Source organism: Faecalibacterium sp. Marseille-Q4164 (assembly GCF_017377545.1).
Taxonomy (GTDB): Bacteria; Bacillota; Clostridia; order Oscillospirales; family Ruminococcaceae; genus Faecalibacterium; species Faecalibacterium duncaniae.
Map to the genome: position 1 here is coordinate 418,977 of NZ_JAFREJ010000001.1, position 15,582 is coordinate 434,558.

A 15,582-nucleotide genomic window follows, 5' to 3' on the forward strand; every position below is an offset into this window, starting at 1 on the left:
ACAGGGAAGTATGTGGGTCTATCAGGAAACACCGGAAACCGCAGCGGCAAAAGCACTGCCCGAAGCAATCATGCCGACAGCACAGGAAGAGCAGCTAAAACAGAAAAACGGTGGAGTTCTTCCTGAGATATCGCAGGAAGAAAGGCAATCCATCCCGGCGGCGTTCTCTGAAAGGTACGGAAATACACCGGAGAGAGCCGCTGCATGCCGCAGCAAGCCGAGTGAAGGAAGTGCCCTTCTGGCGGCGGCGTACCTTCTGGGAACCTTTCTGGCGGGTGTGGCGGCAGCGCGTTGTGTGGCAGGCGATGCTGAAACGCTTTCCTATTACTTGAACTGCTGGCAGGGCCTGTTTTCTGTGCAGGATGCCGCCGGGGCAGTGCGCCTGTTCCGAACGGAATTTTTCACTGTGGCAGGTGCACTGACGGCAGTGCTGTTCCTTGGGCTTTCCGCCCTGGGGCCGCTGCCCATCTTCCTTTTTACGATGCTGTATGGGACAGGCTCCGGATTGCTTTCGTCCAGGCTGCTTGTGGATTTGAACCCACGGACAGCATTTGTGCTGCTCTGTGTCTGCGGTATCCCTGCATCCCTTGCGGCCGGAACGCTGTGCACATTCGGCGCATCCGCACTGCAGGTAAGCGGAAGGCTCTGTTCAGCCGCCTTCGGGCGCGGAGGACAGGCCCCCAGCACAGGCGCGCTTTTGGGTCAGTTTGCCTGGATGCTGTTTCTGCTCCTGCCACTTTGCGGTGCGGCAGTGGGAATGCTGTATCTGGCAGGGCAGGCGAAACTTATATGAGCTGAAAAAATTCCCTGGCAAAAGAGTTCGTGAAGCTTACGATAAGAATTGAATAGGGCAAATCATTACGAGATGGCTTTTTGCAAAGTTCCGGAATTGTTTTTGCGTAGGGAGTACTTGACAGGTATTCTCTTTTATGCTAAACTATCTATCGTTGCAGAACGCGTGCTACTGTGGCTCAGCTGGTAGAGCAGCTCACTCGTAATGAGCAGGTCGCCTGTTCGAATCAGGTCAGTAGCTCCAAAAGTCCTATGAATCTACGATGAATTTCGTCTGGTTTATAGGACTTTTTTGTTATTCTGTTTCTGTACAAAAAAGATTCTCGCATCGTTTTTGCATCTGTAATGTGATTGTTTGCAGATTTCAGAGAATATGGTACAATAAAGCCAATCATTTTGAGGAAGGAGCTGAACACAGCGCACAATGTACACGAACCATATCAACCCCGTTGCGCAGAAAAATCAGGATGCATTTTGTACGGCACTGTTTCAGCTTTTAATGAAAAAGCCGCTGGAAAAGATCTCCGTCACAGAGCTGTGTCACATGGCAGACCTCGACCGAACCACCTTTTACCGCAGCTTTGAATCCAAGGACGATGTGCTGGATTACTATCTCGACCGGCAGATGACCCTGCTTGCGGGGCAGTTGCCTGCGTACAGTACCCTGGAAAAAAACCTGACTGCGCTGTTCCGCTGGACGTATGCGGAGCGAAAGAACCTTTGTGTCCTGATGGATTGCCATCTGACCAGTTTTTTCAGTGATGCGTTGAGCGAGAAGATCATCCTTGTTCTGATCTCCAACATCGAAGTCGGGGATGCAAGACAGTTTGTGCCATGGCCCGTTTCATTGCCGGGCGAAAATCGATACTTCCGCAACTCGTTCATCGGGGCATATATGGGTTTTTTCAACAGCTGGCGCTATGGAAACTTTGCAGAACGACCAGAGGATCTGGCCAAATGTATGGCTTCGTTCTATCTTCGCTGAGAAGGGTGAGACGGGATGGCGGACTTGCGGAAAGAGGAGTTGTTCCCAGCGGATGCATTTGGCTTGTTCTATCTGCAGATTACACGTATCCCCGGCGGATGGCACCGCCATGCAGAGTATGAGATCTTCTACCACATGCATAGAAAAATCCCCTCAGAGATTTCTGACAGCATTGTCAGAGCTCTGAGGGGATTTTGCGTGTCATGAAACGGAGATCAGATTTCGATCATTCCATTTTCATCCTTCGCGATGGGGAGCGCAATCAGGAGGTCAACCAGAGCAAATGCAAGGCCGAGACCGGTCCAGCCGACAAGCAGGTAGAAGATGCCCAGTTTCCAGCGGTGCTCCAGAAAGCGGTGTGCTCCGCACCAGCCCAGAAAAATGGTGAAGTAGGGACGCTGCTCAGGGTCATTGGTCAGGCAGGACTGAGCCGACTTGGTAACGACGCACTGGCAGGTGTAGCCGATGATGTACAGCCTTTTCGATTCTTAAAAGTCTGCCACGGCCCTTAAGAATCAAAGGAGCCGATCTCCAAGACCTAATATATCAGTTTGTTCGATGATTGTCGTGTGTAAATCCTGTGCCATTCACATTGTAAATCCTGCTGTTCTGTTTTTCGCTGCCAAAAAATCAAAGTCAAAGATGGACATTTTGCACAGTTTTTCTCCCTTTTTCACCCCACAAGATTGGTTTGATGCACCTTGTTTTATGATATGCAACAAAACGGCAAAAACTGTTGCACAATGTGCTAAAAAAACCAAAAAAGATTTGTGCGGCATTTTTTTAACAATTGTGATATATTAGTTACAGTAAGGCTTGTATCCTACACAAAAAAGGAGATTTTTATGAAGGATATTTATATTTCCGGCTTTGCCGATGAGATCAGCTCTTCTTTTGATGAGCAGCTCAAGACAGTCCGTGAGCTTGGAATGCAGTACATCAGCCTGCGCAGTGCAGATAAAAAGGGAATCGCTGACTTTACCGTTGAGGAAGTCAAGACCGATCTGCTGCCCCGCCTGCAGGCCGCTGGTGTTGGCGTTTCCAGCCTGGGCAGTCCCATTGGCAAGGTCAAGATCGACGATGAAGAGGGCTTTGAAAAGCAGTGTGCTCAGCTGGAAACGCTGTGCGAGATCGCTAAGGTCCTGAATTGCAAGTACATCCGCATGTTCAGCTTCTTTATGCCGGAAGGCAAGGATCCTGCCGACTATCGTGACGCTGTCATCGAGAAGCTGCGCAAGTTCATTGCCATTGCTGAGAAGCACGACGTGATCCTGATGCACGAAAACGAGAAGGATATCTATGGTGATGTTCTTTCCCGCTGTGTTGACCTGATGCAGACGCTGAACAGCGCGCACTTCAAGTCCGCATTCGACTTTGCAAACTTTGTACAGTGCGGCGAGGATACCGCCAAATGCTGGGATGCTCTCCGCCCGTACATTGTATATATCCACATCAAGGATGCCGTTTCTACCGACAAGGAGAATGTGCTCTGCGGTACCGGCGAGGGAAAGATCCCCGAGCTGCTGCACAAGGCCATCGTGGAAGAGGGCTATACCGGCTTCCTGACCCTTGAGCCGCATCTGGTGCTGTTTGACAGCCTGCAGAGCCTTGAGACCACGGATGCAAAGAACATCATCCGTGAGAACAAGTATAAAAACGGTGCTGAAGGTTACGCCGCACAGTATCACGCACTGTGCGATATTCTGGCAAAATTCTAACGTAACAGAAAAAAGGAGAAGATTCAAATGGAAAAGACTGAAGGAAAGATTCGTTATGGCCTGATCGGTATCGGTGCTCAGGGCGGCAGCTATGCTCGCTTCCTGACCAACGCTCCCGCTCCGTTCCCCGGCATGGTCTGCGCACCGTGCCCGGACAACTGCGCACTGGGCGCTCTGTGTGATATCGACCCCGAGAAGGAGAAGATGTGCAAGGAGCAGTACCCCGATGTTCCCTTCTTCAAGGATTGGAAGGATATGATCGCCAGCGGCACTGTTGATGCCATCATCACCACCGTTCCTCACTACCTGCACCACGAGATCTCCATCTACGCTATGGAGCATGGCATGAACGTTCTGTGCGAGAAGCCCGCCGGTGTCCGCAGCAAGGATGTTCAGAAGATGATCGCCTGCGCTAAGGCTCATCCCGAGGTTTCCTTCGGCATCATGTTCAACCAGCGTACCAACAAGCTGTATCAGAAGATCAAGGAAATCGTTGCCAGCGGTGAGCTGGGCGAGATCCGCCGCTCTCAGTGGATGATCAACTCCTGGTGGCGTCCTGACAGCTACTACCAGCAGAGCGCATGGCGTGCTACCTGGGGCGGCGAAGGCGGCGGTGTCCTGGTCAACCAGGCTCCCCATCAGCTCGACCTGTGGCAGTGGATCTGCGGTATCCCCGTGAAGGTTTTCTCCAAGAACATCAACGGCTGCCATCGTAACATCGGCGTTGAGAACGACGTGACCATGCTGGTCGAGTTCGCTAACGGCGCTACCGGAACCTTTACCACCTGCACCCACGATGCCATCGGCACCGATCGTCTGGAGATCGACCTGGACGGCGGCAAGATCGTTGTTGACAACAGCAAGACCGCTCATGTCTACCACTACATCGATAAGGAAGGCAACCCCTGCACTGAGGATTACCTGAACGAGCACATGAACATGATGGAAGTTGCCATGCTGACCAGCGGCAACGGTGCAGGCTCCAAGCTGTACACCGAAGAGACCTTTGAGAACAACGATGGCTGGGGCTTCCAGCACACCACCGTTATGCAGAACTTTGCTGCTCACATCCTGACCGGCAGCCCGCTGCTGGCTCCCGGCGAGGACGGCATCAATGGTGTCAACCTGGCAAACAGCAGCCAGCTGTCTGCATGGACCGGCCGCGAAGTCTCCAACCCCTGCGATCCCGAGGAGTATGCTGCTGAGCTGAACAAGCTGATCGAGGCTGAGGGCAAGTTCCCCGTCCGCGAGTAATCAGTATCCCTGAAAAAAGCAATGCCTGTTCCAGGCTTACAAGGAGTTGCGTTTCCATGAAAAGAGCTGCGATCATTGGCTGCGGCACCATCTTTCAGGTTCATCTGCCCATCATTGTGGCAAATCCTGAGATCGAACTGTGTGCCGTGTGCGATAACAATCCCGCTGTGCAGGAAAAGCTGCCTGCTGCAGCAAAGGCCGTGCCGTTCTATACGGACTATGAGGAGCTTCTGGAAAAGGAGCATCCCGATGTGGTACATCTCTGCCTGCCGCATTACCTGCATGTGCCCGTGTCGGAGTACTTTGCTTCCCACGGTGTGAATGTCTTCTGCGAGAAGCCGGTGGGTCTGAACACCGCACAGGCCAAGGAGTTCGTGGAATTTGAGGCTGCGCACCCTGAGGTCAAGATCGGCATCTGCCTGCAGAATCGTCTGAACCGCACCACCGTTGAACTGAAAAAGATCATTGATGGCGGCGAATATGGCAAGGTCATCGGCTGCCGCGGCTTTGTACCCTGGTTCCGCGGCAAGGCTTACTATGACGAACAACCCTGGCGCGGCCAGCTGGAAACTGCTGGCGGCGGCTGCATGATTAACCAGAGTGTCCACACGCTGGATCTGCTGTATTATCTGTGCGGCGACATCGATGCCATCCATGGCTCGGTGAATCAGCTGGCAGATTACGGCATTGAGGTCGAGGACACCGTAGCTGCCCGCCTGCACTTTGCTAATGGTGCAAACGGTGTGTTCTTTGCCACCAACTGTGATTACACCAACGAGAGCGTCCAGATCAAGGTTGCCTGTGAAAAGGCTTCCTTCCTGATCGAGGATGATGCTTTGTTCCGGATCGACGCAGATGGTGTGCGCACCAAGCTGTGCGAGAATGAGAAGCTGCCCGGTGCCAAGTTCTATTTTGGTGCTTCTCATGGCATCCTGATCAACAAATTTTACCGTGCCATTGAGAACAACACAGACGATTACATCCATGTAAGAGATGCGGAAATGAGCATCCGGCTGATCGATGCCATCCATGCAAGCAGCAAGGCTGGCCATCCCGTTGCTCCGTGACCGCAAAACACAGATAGAAGGAGAAATGAACCATGGCAAACAAAGGTTTGATCGGTGTTCAGATGAGCACCATTGCCCCCGCTAAGATGCCTCACTTCGACGCATACGAGAGCATGGGCAAGCTGGCTGATATCGGCTATCACTGCGTTGAGATCTCTCAGGTCCCCATGACCGCTGAGAACGTTGCAGGCTTCCGCAAGGCTATCGACGAGCTGGGCCTGAATGTCTCTTCCTGCACCGCATCCACCTCTCCCATGCTGCCCGGTATGCCCGGCGAGTTCCTGTGCAATCCCGACGACTATAAGAAGATCGTTGAGGACTGCCGTAAGCTGGACTGCGATATGCTGCGCATCGGCATGCTGCCCATGACCTGCATGGGCAACTACCAGAAGGCTGTGGATTTCGCCAAGGAAGCAAATGAGTATGCTCTGAAGCTGAAGGAAGACGGCATTGACCTGTACTACCACAACCATCACGTAGAGTTCGTTCGTTACGACGGCGAGTTCCTGCTGGACATCATCCGCGCAAATGCTCCTGCTCTGGGCTTTGAGCTGGACAGCCACTGGATCCACCGCGGCGGCCAGGACCCTGTTAAGTTCATCAAGAAGTATGCCGGCAGCATCCGTCTGGTCCACCTGAAGGATTACCGCATCGGTGAGATGCCCATCCCCGAGGGCGGCGTGGACTTCACCAGCAAGGAAGGCATGATGAAGTTCATGAGCAACTTCACCAACATTGTGCAGTTTGCTGAGGTTGGCGAAGGCACTCTGGATATGCCCGCTATCATCCAGGCTGGCCTGGAGGGCGGCGGCGAGTACTTCCTGGTGGAGCAGGATGACTGCTATGGCCGTGATCCGTTCGATAGCCTGAAGATCAGCCACGACAACCTGGTCAAGATGGGCTTCGGCGACTGGTTCTAATTGAAAAGTTTCTGAGGAGTCGTTTTTTACGATCCGATAAAATGAAATCGATGCTGTTTTGCGGAAATGCAGAGCAGCATCGATTTTTTATGTTTCAGGGTTCTGCTTTGTAACACGCTCCAAAATGTTGAAAATATTTTGTGCAAGTTTCACAGTTTTCTATTTGAGCCTTTGGTGGTACAATAGATGTGGAAATTCATAAACCGCTGGAGGAGCTACATGGCCGAAAAAAGTATTGAGTTGGATAGTGTGGAGATCGCCGCTGCCATCTTTGGCAACTGTGACCGCAACATTCGTCTATTGGAAAAGGAGTTCTCTGTCACGGCAGTCTGCCGGGGTACGATGCTTCGCCTCTCTGGCGAGGAGGCCAACGTGGCCGCTGCTGTGCGTGCCGTGGAGGGGATGCTGCTCCTGATCGAAAACCACACGCCGCTGGAGGATCAGACGGTGCGCTACTGCCTGAGCCTTGCTCACGATGGAAAGGAGCAGCGTGTCCGGGAGCTGACTGAGGATTTTGTCACGGTCACGGTCAAGGGCCGCCCCATCCGCCCCAAGACACTGGGCCAAAAGGAATATCTGAATGCTATCCGCAAGAACGCGGTGACCTTTGGCGTGGGTCCCGCCGGTACCGGCAAGACCTATCTGGCCGTTGCAATGGCGGTCAAAGCGTTCAAGGCCAAGGATGTTTCCCGCATTGTGCTGACCCGCCCCGCCGTGGAAGCAGGTGAGAAGCTGGGTTTTCTACCCGGTGATCTGCAGCAGAAGGTGGACCCTTACCTGCGCCCTCTCTACGATGGCCTGTTCGATATGCTGGGTGCTGAGACCTATGAGCGCCTGGTGGAAAAGCAGATCATTGAGGTTGCTCCGCTGGCATATATGCGCGGCCGCACGCTGGATGATTCCTTTATCATCCTGGATGAGGCGCAGAACACTACACCGGAGCAGATGAAGATGTTTCTTACCCGTATGGGTGTAGGTTCCAAGGTGGTTGTGACCGGCGATGTGACCCAGATCGATCTGCCGGACCGTACCCGCAGCGGCCTTGTGGATGCGCTGCACATTCTCAAGAACGTGGATGGCATTGCACAGTGCTATTTTACGGAGAAGGATGTTGTCCGCCATCGTCTGGTGCAGGAGATCATCAAGGCCTACGAAGCGGCTGCGCACCCGGCCAAGCGTTGAAACCGACGCGGAAAGCTGCAATTGCAGCATAAAATGAAGGGAGAGGAATGTTATGTCCAATAAAGTTTTGATCACCAATTCACAGAAAGCCGTAAAAGTGCCTTCGGGCCTGCGGATCCTGATCCGCCGCGCCTGCAACGCTGTGCTGGAATATGAGCACTTCGATGAGCCTGCTGAGATCAGCGTGACTTTTGTGGATAACGCTGCCATTGCAGAGCTGAACAACCAGTATCGCAACAAGCCGATGCCCACCGATGTGTTGAGCTTTCCTCTGGGAGAAAACGGCGTTTACGACGTGGATGAGAACAACGGCTGCAAGATGCTGGGGGATATCGTCATCAGCATGGAACGTGCTCAGGAGCAGGCAACGCTCTACGGCCATCCGCTGCAGCGTGAGGTCGCCTTCCTGACCGTTCACTCCATGCTGCATCTGCTGGGCTATGACCATGAGAACGGTGGTCTGGAAGCTATGCGGATGCGCGAAAAGGAAGAGGCTGTGCTGACCCAGCTTGGCCTGCCCCGCACCGTCAGCTATACGGAATGATCACAGATTTCGGCAAAGGATAGGAGTTCAATTTTGAAAAACGCAGCACCCATGCAGCAGCATTACGATACCTCATCTGTGTTCGTGGCGGTCATCGGCCGCCCGAACGTGGGCAAATCCAGCCTAACCAATCGTCTGGTGGGGGAGAAGGTGGCCATTGTTACCTCCAAACCCCAGACGACCCGCACCCGCATCACCGGCGTTGTGACCCGCGGCCCTCTGCAGTATGTTTTGCTGGACACCCCGGGCGTGCATAAGGCCCACAATAAGCTTGGCAAGCGGATGGACAAGACGGCCAGCGATTCCATCGCGGATGTGGATGTCTCCATGATGCTGTTTGAGCCATACGGTGCCCTGAATGAGCCGGAAATGGTTCTGGTGGACGCTCTGCGCAGCAGCGGCGGCCCTGCCATTGCAGTCATCAATAAAACCGATCTTGTCAAGGAGCCTGCTGATCTGGAAGCCCGCAAGGCTGAGCTCAAGGAGCTGGGTGTGTTTGATGCCATTTACACCGTAAGCGTCCGGGCAGACGACCACTGTGAGGAACTGTTCGATGCCCTGAGCCAGTATGCTGTGGAGGGCCCGCACTACTTTGACGATGATGCCTACACCGATATGCCGGAAAAGGAACTGGTGGCGGAGGTCATCCGTGAAAAGGCACTGCTGTATATGCGGGATGAGATCCCGCACGGCATTGCGGTCGTGGTGGAGCGTTTCAAGGAGCGCCCCGGTACAGATCTGGTGGATATCGATGTAAATATCTACTGCGAGCGCGAGAGCCATAAGGGCATGGTCATTGGCAAGGGTGGTGCGATGCTGAAAAAGATCGCCAGCTCTGCCCGTGCGGACTGCGAAGAGTTTCTGGGCTGCCGGGTCAACCTGCAGTGCTGGGTCAAGGTCAAAGCAGATTGGCGGGACAATGAGTTTCTGCTGAACAACTTTGGCTTCAAACAGAACCCGAATAATCGTTGATTTTTCTCTTTACATTGCCCGGGACACTGCTCGGGCAGGGAGAATATGCAGATGGATACGATCGTAACACCTGGGCTTGTGTTAAAAGAGACCCGGTACAAGGAATCTGACCGGATTCTGACCATTCTTACACCGGAGCTGGGGGTCATTTCGGCCTCAGCACAGAGCAGCCTGCGGCTGAAGAACAAATTATTCAGCGCCTGCGGGCTTTTTTGCTACTCTGAATTTGTGCTGCTGCCCGGCCGGAATATGTACACCATCCGAGAAGCGGAAGTGCGCAACGTATTTCATGGCATTTCCTCCACCATCGAGGGGATGAGCCTTGCCATGTATCTTGCCGAGATGGCGGCGGCACTTTCTCCTACGGGGGAGGAAGCTGCCAAGGAACTGCGCCTGCTGCTGAACTGCCTGTATATGATCAGCGAGGGTAAAACCGACCTGCATGTGGTCAAGGCTGTGTTTGAGCTGCGCACCATGAGCGAGTGCGGCTTTCTGCCGCAGCTGGTCTGCTGCAAGATCTGTGAAAAATACGATGGCCCCGCGTTTTATCTTGACCCGCAGGAGGGCATTCTGCTCTGTGAGGACTGTGCGAAAAAGGCGGGCAAGACCTGCAATCTGGACACGGGTGCCTTGTATGCCTTGCGTCATATCTGCCTTGTAGAAGATAAGAAAATATTTGCATTCAAAATCTCGGTCGGCAGTCTGGCAAAGCTGTCTGCGGTGGCAGAGCGCTACGCTTTGACCCACCTGGACAAACCGCTGAAAAGTTACGACTTTTTGAAATCCGTTCTGCCTTGACCGGGATAAACAATTTTGATATAGGGAACAAACATGGAAACAAGCTATTTGAAAACTTTAGAGCTTGATAAGATCATTGCGCGTGCATCCGAGGGCTGCGTGTGCAAGGAAGCTAGAGAGCAGCTGCTGGCTCTGGAGCCTCAGTGCGACCCTGATGAGGTGCGTTACGCGCTGGAACAGACCGATGCCATCAACAGTCTGCTCATCAAAAACGGGTCTCCGCGCTTTGGCGGGGTAGAGGGTGTCAGCTCTCTGGTAGCCCGTGCGGTCAAGGGCGGTGTGCTCTCCATGGGGGAACTGCTGATGGTGGCCGGCGCTCTGCGCAACTTTCAGAACCTGACCAGCTGGTATGGCTCCTCGGAACATGATGCCCTGCCTACAGATGATCTGTTCTACGCGCTGGCACCTCAGCCCGGGCTGGAGCAGCAGATCTCCAGCGCCATTCTGGCTCCGGATGCCATGGCAGACACGGCTTCCCACACCCTGAACGAGCTGCGCAAAAAGATCCGCGCTACGGAGAACAGCATCCGCGACCGGCTGGAAAGCATGGTTCGCAATATGGATACCTCCAAGTATTTGCAGGAGAGTGTGGTCTCCATTCGCAATGGACGGTATGTTGTGCCCGTTAAGAGCGAGTATCGCGGCGAGGTGAGCGGCATCATCCATGATGTCTCGTCCACCGGTGCTACTGTCTTTGTGGAGCCGCAGGCGGTCGTGGAAGCAAATGCACGCATTCTGCAGTATCGTGCACAAGAAGCGCAGGAGATCGAACGCATTCTGGTGGCATTTACGGCACAGGTAGCTGCCATTGAGCCTCAGTTCCAGTACAGCTACAAGGCAATGCTGGAAATTGATGTGCTGTTGGCAAAGGCTCGTCTGGCTCTGGATATGAAGGCATTCAAGCCCTCTGTCCGCACCGACAGCTCCTTTTCGCTCATCCGGGCGCGTCATCCGCTCATTGACCCCAAAAAGTGTGTACCTGTGGACATTGCGTTGGGTAAAGAGTACGATTCGCTCATCATCACCGGCCCGAACACCGGCGGTAAAACCGTCACCCTGAAAACGGCGGGTCTGCTGTGTGCAATGGCACAGTGCGGCTTCCTGATTCCTGCCGATGAACGCAGTGAGATCTGCGTGTTCGATGAATTTCTTGTGGACATCGGTGATGAGCAGAGCATCGAACAGAGCCTTTCTACTTTCTCCGGCCACATGAAGAAGATCACCGGTATTCTGGAACTTGCCATGCCGCACACGCTGGTCTTATTGGATGAGCTTGGCGCGGGTACTGACCCTGCCGAAGGTGCAGCGCTGGCCGTGGCCATCATCGAGGAACTACGCCGCCGCGGTGTGCTGCTGATGGCAACCACTCACTACGCCGAACTGAAGGTGTTTGCGCTGGAAACCAAGGGTGTAGTCAATGCCAGCTGTGAGTTTGATCTGGAGACACTGCGCCCGACTTACAAGCTGAGCGTAGGTGTGCCCGGCAAGTCCAACGCCTTCCTCATCAGTGAGAAGCTGGGCATCCCGGAGCGTGTCATTGAGGCAGCCCAACAGCATCTGTCTGCCGAGGATAAGCGCCTGGATGCAGTTTTGGGCCAGCTGGACGACCTGAAGCTACAGCTGAAAGAGAGCCAGGACGAGGTTGAGGAGCTGAAGAATGAGGCTTCTCACCAGCTGGAGGCCGCTCAAAAAAAGCGGGATGAATTGATCCAGCAGGGCGAAAACGAGTTGGAAGCTGCCCGTGCCAAGGCCCGTGCGCTGGCACAGCAGGTGGAAAGCAAGGCGTATGCACTGACCGATGAGCTGCGCCAGCTGCAGAAGGACGAGCGCCTGAGCACCCAGCAGAAAGCCCAACGTGCCCGCGAGATTGCAAAGAAAGAGTCTGAAAAGCTCTTTATCGGTACCGAGGTGGTGCATAACCCTGTCAAGGAGTTTGTCCCACTGAAAGAAGTCAAGGTAGGGCAGGAGGTCTGCATTGCAGAGCTCAACCAGCTGGCCACCGTGCTGGCACTGCCGGATAAAAACGGCGATGTTCTGGTGCGTGCCGGCATCATCAAGACCAAGATCCCGCTCAAGGGCCTGAAGCAGCCGGATAAGCTCATCAAAGAGCCTCAGCCCAAAACCAAGGCACAGCAGCGCTATTCCCGCCTGACGGGCGATGCAAACCGGCTCAACGGCAGAGTAGAGCGTGTGCAGCGTTCGGCCAAAATGGAGCTGAATCTGCTGGGCCTGACTGTGGATGAAGCTCTGCCTGAGGTGGATGCTTATATCGATCGCGCCATTCTGAACGGTCAGACAGTGGTGTATCTGATCCATGGCAACGGTACCGGTGCTCTGCGCACCGCGATTCATAAACATCTGCGCGGCAACCGGATGGTCAAAAGCTTCCGGCTGGGACGTTACGGTGAGGGCGAGAGCGGTGTGACCGTGGTTGAATTGAAGTAAAAACATACCGGGAGTTTCCCGGCAGCGCCCGTCCGGAAGATCATTCTTTGGGCGGGCGTTTCTTATAAAACGGCAGGGATGTCATCATGGCAAAACATTCGGTACAGCGCAAAAGAAAGAAAAGGAGCAATAGTTTTTCCTTTGGCAGAGCAGTGGTTCTGGTTCTCTGTTTTATTGGTGTCAGTTTTGGGCTGTATCTGTGGCAGGCGGCTTTCTCCATTGGACAGCCAACACCGACCGTAGACGATGATGATTTTCGTCCGACCATTGGTGAGCCGCCGTACCGTATTGTGATCGATGCAGGACATGGCGGCTCAGATCCAGGGGCAAGGGGAGTGGTGCAGGAAAGCGAGATGACCGCTGCCACAGCGGAGGCTTTGAGCGCCTGGCTGGAGCGTGACCCCAATTATATCCCACTGACCACCCGGGAAAGTTACGACAGCACCGCAAAACCTGCTGAACGCGCCGCTGCCGCCAATGCACAGGATCCGGATCTGTTGTTGTCTGTCCACGGCAATTCGGCACCCGAAGGCTCCAGCGCAGCCGGGTTTGAATGTTATCCGGCTGTTCCGGGACGAGCATACCATCAGGAGAGCTATTATTTTGCAAAGCAGCTTGCCGGGGCTATGCAGGCGGCAGGGGCCAGCCTGCGGGGACGCGGGGGAATCCGATATATCTATTACCAAGGGGAAGTAAAACAGTTGGTGGAGAGCAGCCACAAGGAAGTGCGGGTAGAGCGCAGCTTTACGATTCTGGAAGATGTAAATTGTCCAGCAGTGCTGGCAGAGCAGTGTTTTGTGACCAGCGATACCGATGTAGCCCAGTTCGGCAGTAAGGACGGATGTAAGCGGACTGCGCGTGCATACTATGAAGCAATCTGCGCATACTTTGAAACCACACCATTGTCGGAAGAGTGATGGGTACATATTTTCTATAACAACAGTTGATCGGTCAGACCCTCTGAGATCTCAGAACCAGCAGCGGGAAGAGAGAGGAGGGTCTGATTTTTTGATTATTCTCTTTTCATATAATGCAGGTTATGCGAAACATAGGGGAGTGAAAAAGCCCTCTTTTCCAGTTTTAGGCGTTTTTAAGGCCGCCTCGGCTCAATCTGAGCTCCGGCGGCCTGTTTTACAATAACTGTGTATTTTGCGTTTTTTACACACGTTTTTCCTGTTATTGATCTGTTTGATCTGTTACAGCATCCGATTCATTACAACGACCGTATAGTCCTGCGTGTGATTTCTCAATCCGGTATCTGTGAACTGATTCTTTATCCAGAACGATTCACTTTGCTTGTTGCCATCCACATAACCCAGCCGGATATACTCGTAACCCAGACTGTGCAGATACACACACAGCTCTGTGATGATCCTGCTTCCAATGCCATGTCCCTGTACAGAACGTTCCATCATAAAGAATCCGATGAAGCAGCTTCGTTCCGTTGGATAATGGTCAATAAAGTCCATCACAGCCACAAGCTGCTCGGCATCATCAAAAAATCCGAGATAATACTTATCCTGAGGTTCGTCCATTTTGCGCTGCGGCAAGGCACACATATCATCCCGAATGCTTCCCTCAGTTACAAATGGCGGACAATGTTCATAAAACTGTGTGTTTTTCTCACAAAGAGCTAAAATCAGCGGAATATCGCGCTTTGTCAACATCTGCACATGATAACTCTTAGAGAAGTTGATATAGTTCATACAGTTTCCTTATCCCCGGGCATAGAAGAGATATCCACCCGGATGCCATCATTGGCAGCACCCTCAAAAGCTTCCATCGGGCTGGCAGCTTCTTCAACATCCATCGAATCGGCGTTATTTTTCACTCTGTTCTCCCCTGCTGCCCGTTTTGTTGTATCCAAGCGTGCTTTTTCGGGTGTGACCGTGCCCAGCGGGTTCTGCTCAATGGCGGCACGCACCTGAAATTCTTGCAGATGCGTATAAATTTGCGTTGTACCCACACTGCTGTGACCCAGCAGCTGCTTAAGGGTCAGAATATCCACATTGCCGGTCTGATACATCAGCGTTGCCGCAGTGTGACGCAGCTTATGGGTGGAAAAGCCCTTGAGCCCGGCCGCTTTCATGGCACCGGTGACGAGCTGCTCCACCCTGCGGTTGGAAATGCGCTCCTTCCGGCGGCGCGTCACAAACACAGCCTTTTCCTTTGGATTCAGGCCCTCCATCGTGTTGCGTTTGGCCAGGTAGAGCTGCAGGGCTTCGACGCAGGCCTCATTCAGATAGACCATCCGTTCCTTGTGGCCCTTGCCAAAGAGCCTGATCTGCCGCTGTTCCAGGTCGATATCGCCCAGATCCATGCCCACCAACTCAGAAAGCCGCATTCCGCAGTTCAGGAACAGAACCACCATGCAGTAATCCCGCTCCGGAAAATCGCTCTGATATTGCGTGCTCTCCAGCAGATCCATGGACTGTTCCGCTGTCAGATATTTTGGCAGGACTTTATCCTGCTTGGGCGGCTTGATGGAGGCAGTCGGGTTCTCTGTCAGCTTATTGACCTGATTGACCAAGTAATCATAAAAGCCGTGCAGGCTGGCCAGCCGCCGGGCGGTCGAGGATTTCTTGTTGCCGCATTCGCGGTTCAGAAAATAGAGGTATTCATAGATGTCCTCTTTGCTCACACTGCCCCAGAAGGCCGTATCCAGACCCTTGGGGTCAATATCCTTGATCTCCGTATCTGCCGGAACCAGCCCGCGGCGGCGTTTCATAAAACGGGAAAAACCGCGCAGATCGCAGTAATAACTGAAGGCCGTGTTGGCGCTTTTGCCCGCGATCACCTCCAGGTACCGCACATATTCCACAATATCCGGCGAAGCATCATCAAACGGCGGATGCTTGCCCGGATTTTTTTCATCAAGATAGATCGACATAGTTTCTCCGTAAAT

General features: G+C 53.5%; 15 protein-coding genes and 1 tRNA gene. 13 read left to right on the top strand and 3 right to left on the bottom strand.

Features of this window, described 5'->3' with window-relative positions; translation table 11 throughout:
* The first annotated feature begins 10 nt into the window (after positions 1-10).
* From J3352_RS02015 to J3352_RS02025, 3 genes are all read left to right on the top strand, one after another.
* The gene (locus J3352_RS02015) at positions 11-793 is read left to right on the top strand and encodes a hypothetical protein (protein WP_097771959.1); all 783 of its coding nucleotides are present in this window, start codon (positions 11-13) and stop codon (positions 791-793) included.
* 167 nt (positions 794-960) lie between these two features.
* A tRNA-Thr gene (locus J3352_RS02020) sits at positions 961-1,036 on the top strand.
* Between the two features lie 180 nt (positions 1,037-1,216).
* The gene (locus J3352_RS02025; protein WP_005934230.1) at positions 1,217-1,777 is read left to right on the top strand and encodes a TetR/AcrR family transcriptional regulator; all 561 of its coding nucleotides are present in this window, start codon (positions 1,217-1,219) and stop codon (positions 1,775-1,777) included.
* Between the two features lie 215 nt (positions 1,778-1,992).
* On the opposite strand, the gene J3352_RS14460 is transcribed toward J3352_RS02025, so the two are convergent.
* The gene (locus J3352_RS14460; RefSeq protein WP_163397097.1) at positions 1,993-2,253 is read right to left on the bottom strand and encodes an NINE protein; all 261 of its coding nucleotides are present in this window, start codon (positions 2,251-2,253) and stop codon (positions 1,993-1,995) included.
* A gap of 369 nt (positions 2,254-2,622) precedes the next feature.
* Here J3352_RS14460 and J3352_RS02035 point away from each other — a divergent pair, with 369 nt between their 5' ends.
* The 10 genes from J3352_RS02035 to J3352_RS02080 all read left to right on the top strand — a co-directional run bounded on the left by J3352_RS02035 (position 2,623) and on the right by J3352_RS02080 (position 13,594).
* On the top strand, positions 2,623-3,495 hold the full coding sequence (locus J3352_RS02035) for a sugar phosphate isomerase/epimerase (RefSeq protein ID WP_005934239.1): 873 nt from the start codon (positions 2,623-2,625) through the stop codon (positions 3,493-3,495).
* Positions 3,496-3,522: 27 nt separating this feature from the next.
* Positions 3,523-4,749: a Gfo/Idh/MocA family protein gene (locus J3352_RS02040; protein WP_005934242.1), complete on the top strand. Its 1,227-nt coding sequence runs from the start codon at positions 3,523-3,525 to the stop codon at positions 4,747-4,749.
* A 56-nt stretch (positions 4,750-4,805) separates the two neighbouring features.
* The gene (locus tag J3352_RS02045) at positions 4,806-5,816 is read left to right on the top strand and encodes a Gfo/Idh/MocA family protein (protein ID WP_005934245.1); all 1,011 of its coding nucleotides are present in this window, start codon (positions 4,806-4,808) and stop codon (positions 5,814-5,816) included.
* A gap of 32 nt (positions 5,817-5,848) precedes the next feature.
* Positions 5,849-6,736, top strand: a complete 888-nt coding sequence (locus J3352_RS02050; protein WP_005934249.1) for a sugar phosphate isomerase/epimerase — start codon at positions 5,849-5,851, stop codon at positions 6,734-6,736.
* A gap of 219 nt (positions 6,737-6,955) precedes the next feature.
* Positions 6,956-7,918: a PhoH family protein gene (locus J3352_RS02055; protein WP_035394446.1), complete on the top strand. Its 963-nt coding sequence runs from the start codon at positions 6,956-6,958 to the stop codon at positions 7,916-7,918.
* 52 nt (positions 7,919-7,970) lie between these two features.
* Positions 7,971-8,462: an rRNA maturation RNase YbeY gene (gene ybeY / locus J3352_RS02060; protein ID WP_005934255.1), complete on the top strand. Its 492-nt coding sequence runs from the start codon at positions 7,971-7,973 to the stop codon at positions 8,460-8,462.
* A 51-nt stretch (positions 8,463-8,513) separates the two neighbouring features.
* Positions 8,514-9,434: a GTPase Era gene (gene era / locus J3352_RS02065; protein ID WP_005934257.1), complete on the top strand. Its 921-nt coding sequence runs from the start codon at positions 8,514-8,516 to the stop codon at positions 9,432-9,434.
* A gap of 51 nt (positions 9,435-9,485) precedes the next feature.
* On the top strand, positions 9,486-10,232 hold the full coding sequence (gene recO, locus J3352_RS02070; protein ID WP_035394449.1) for a DNA repair protein RecO: 747 nt from the start codon (positions 9,486-9,488) through the stop codon (positions 10,230-10,232).
* A gap of 33 nt (positions 10,233-10,265) precedes the next feature.
* Positions 10,266-12,677 carry an endonuclease MutS2 gene (locus J3352_RS02075; protein ID WP_005934261.1) on the top strand — a complete coding sequence of 804 codons (2,412 nt, stop codon included), beginning with the start codon at positions 10,266-10,268 and terminating at the stop codon, positions 12,675-12,677.
* Between the two features lie 86 nt (positions 12,678-12,763).
* On the top strand, positions 12,764-13,594 hold the full coding sequence (locus J3352_RS02080) for an N-acetylmuramoyl-L-alanine amidase (protein ID WP_156065739.1): 831 nt from the start codon (positions 12,764-12,766) through the stop codon (positions 13,592-13,594).
* A 279-nt stretch (positions 13,595-13,873) separates the two neighbouring features.
* Here J3352_RS02080 and J3352_RS02085 read toward each other — a convergent pair whose 3' ends face one another.
* Entirely contained in the window at positions 13,874-14,383 is a 510-nt protein-coding gene (locus J3352_RS02085; RefSeq protein WP_156065741.1) for an N-acetyltransferase, read from the bottom strand.
* Positions 14,380-15,567: a tyrosine-type recombinase/integrase gene (locus tag J3352_RS02090; protein WP_005934271.1), complete on the bottom strand. Its 1,188-nt coding sequence runs from the start codon at positions 15,565-15,567 to the stop codon at positions 14,380-14,382. The genes J3352_RS02085 and J3352_RS02090 overlap by 4 nt, the downstream gene beginning before the upstream one ends.
* Positions 15,568-15,582: the final 15 nt, after the last annotated feature.

Excerpts from the sequence above, each read along its gene's own strand:
- J3352_RS02015 (WP_097771959.1), top strand. The coding sequence starts at position 11 with ATGTGGGTCTATCAGGAAACACCGGAAACCGCAGCGGCAAAAGCACTG.
- J3352_RS02025 (WP_005934230.1), top strand. The coding sequence starts at position 1,217 with ATGTACACGAACCATATCAACCCCGTTGCGCAGAAAAATCAGGATGCA.
- J3352_RS02035 (WP_005934239.1), top strand. The coding sequence starts at position 2,623 with ATGAAGGATATTTATATTTCCGGCTTTGCCGATGAGATCAGCTCTTCT.
- J3352_RS02040 (WP_005934242.1), top strand. The coding sequence starts at position 3,523 with ATGGAAAAGACTGAAGGAAAGATTCGTTATGGCCTGATCGGTATCGGT.
- J3352_RS02045 (WP_005934245.1), top strand. The coding sequence starts at position 4,806 with ATGAAAAGAGCTGCGATCATTGGCTGCGGCACCATCTTTCAGGTTCAT.
- J3352_RS02050 (WP_005934249.1), top strand. The coding sequence starts at position 5,849 with ATGGCAAACAAAGGTTTGATCGGTGTTCAGATGAGCACCATTGCCCCC.
- J3352_RS02055 (WP_035394446.1), top strand. The coding sequence starts at position 6,956 with ATGGCCGAAAAAAGTATTGAGTTGGATAGTGTGGAGATCGCCGCTGCC.
- ybeY (WP_005934255.1), top strand. The coding sequence starts at position 7,971 with ATGTCCAATAAAGTTTTGATCACCAATTCACAGAAAGCCGTAAAAGTG.
- era (WP_005934257.1), top strand. The coding sequence starts at position 8,514 with ATGCAGCAGCATTACGATACCTCATCTGTGTTCGTGGCGGTCATCGGC.
- recO (WP_035394449.1), top strand. The coding sequence starts at position 9,486 with ATGGATACGATCGTAACACCTGGGCTTGTGTTAAAAGAGACCCGGTAC.
- J3352_RS02075 (WP_005934261.1), top strand. The coding sequence starts at position 10,266 with ATGGAAACAAGCTATTTGAAAACTTTAGAGCTTGATAAGATCATTGCG.
- J3352_RS02080 (WP_156065739.1), top strand. The coding sequence starts at position 12,764 with ATGGCAAAACATTCGGTACAGCGCAAAAGAAAGAAAAGGAGCAATAGT.
- J3352_RS02085 (WP_156065741.1), bottom strand. The coding sequence starts at position 14,383 with ATGAACTATATCAACTTCTCTAAGAGTTATCATGTGCAGATGTTGACA.
- J3352_RS02090 (WP_005934271.1), bottom strand. The coding sequence starts at position 15,567 with ATGTCGATCTATCTTGATGAAAAAAATCCGGGCAAGCATCCGCCGTTT.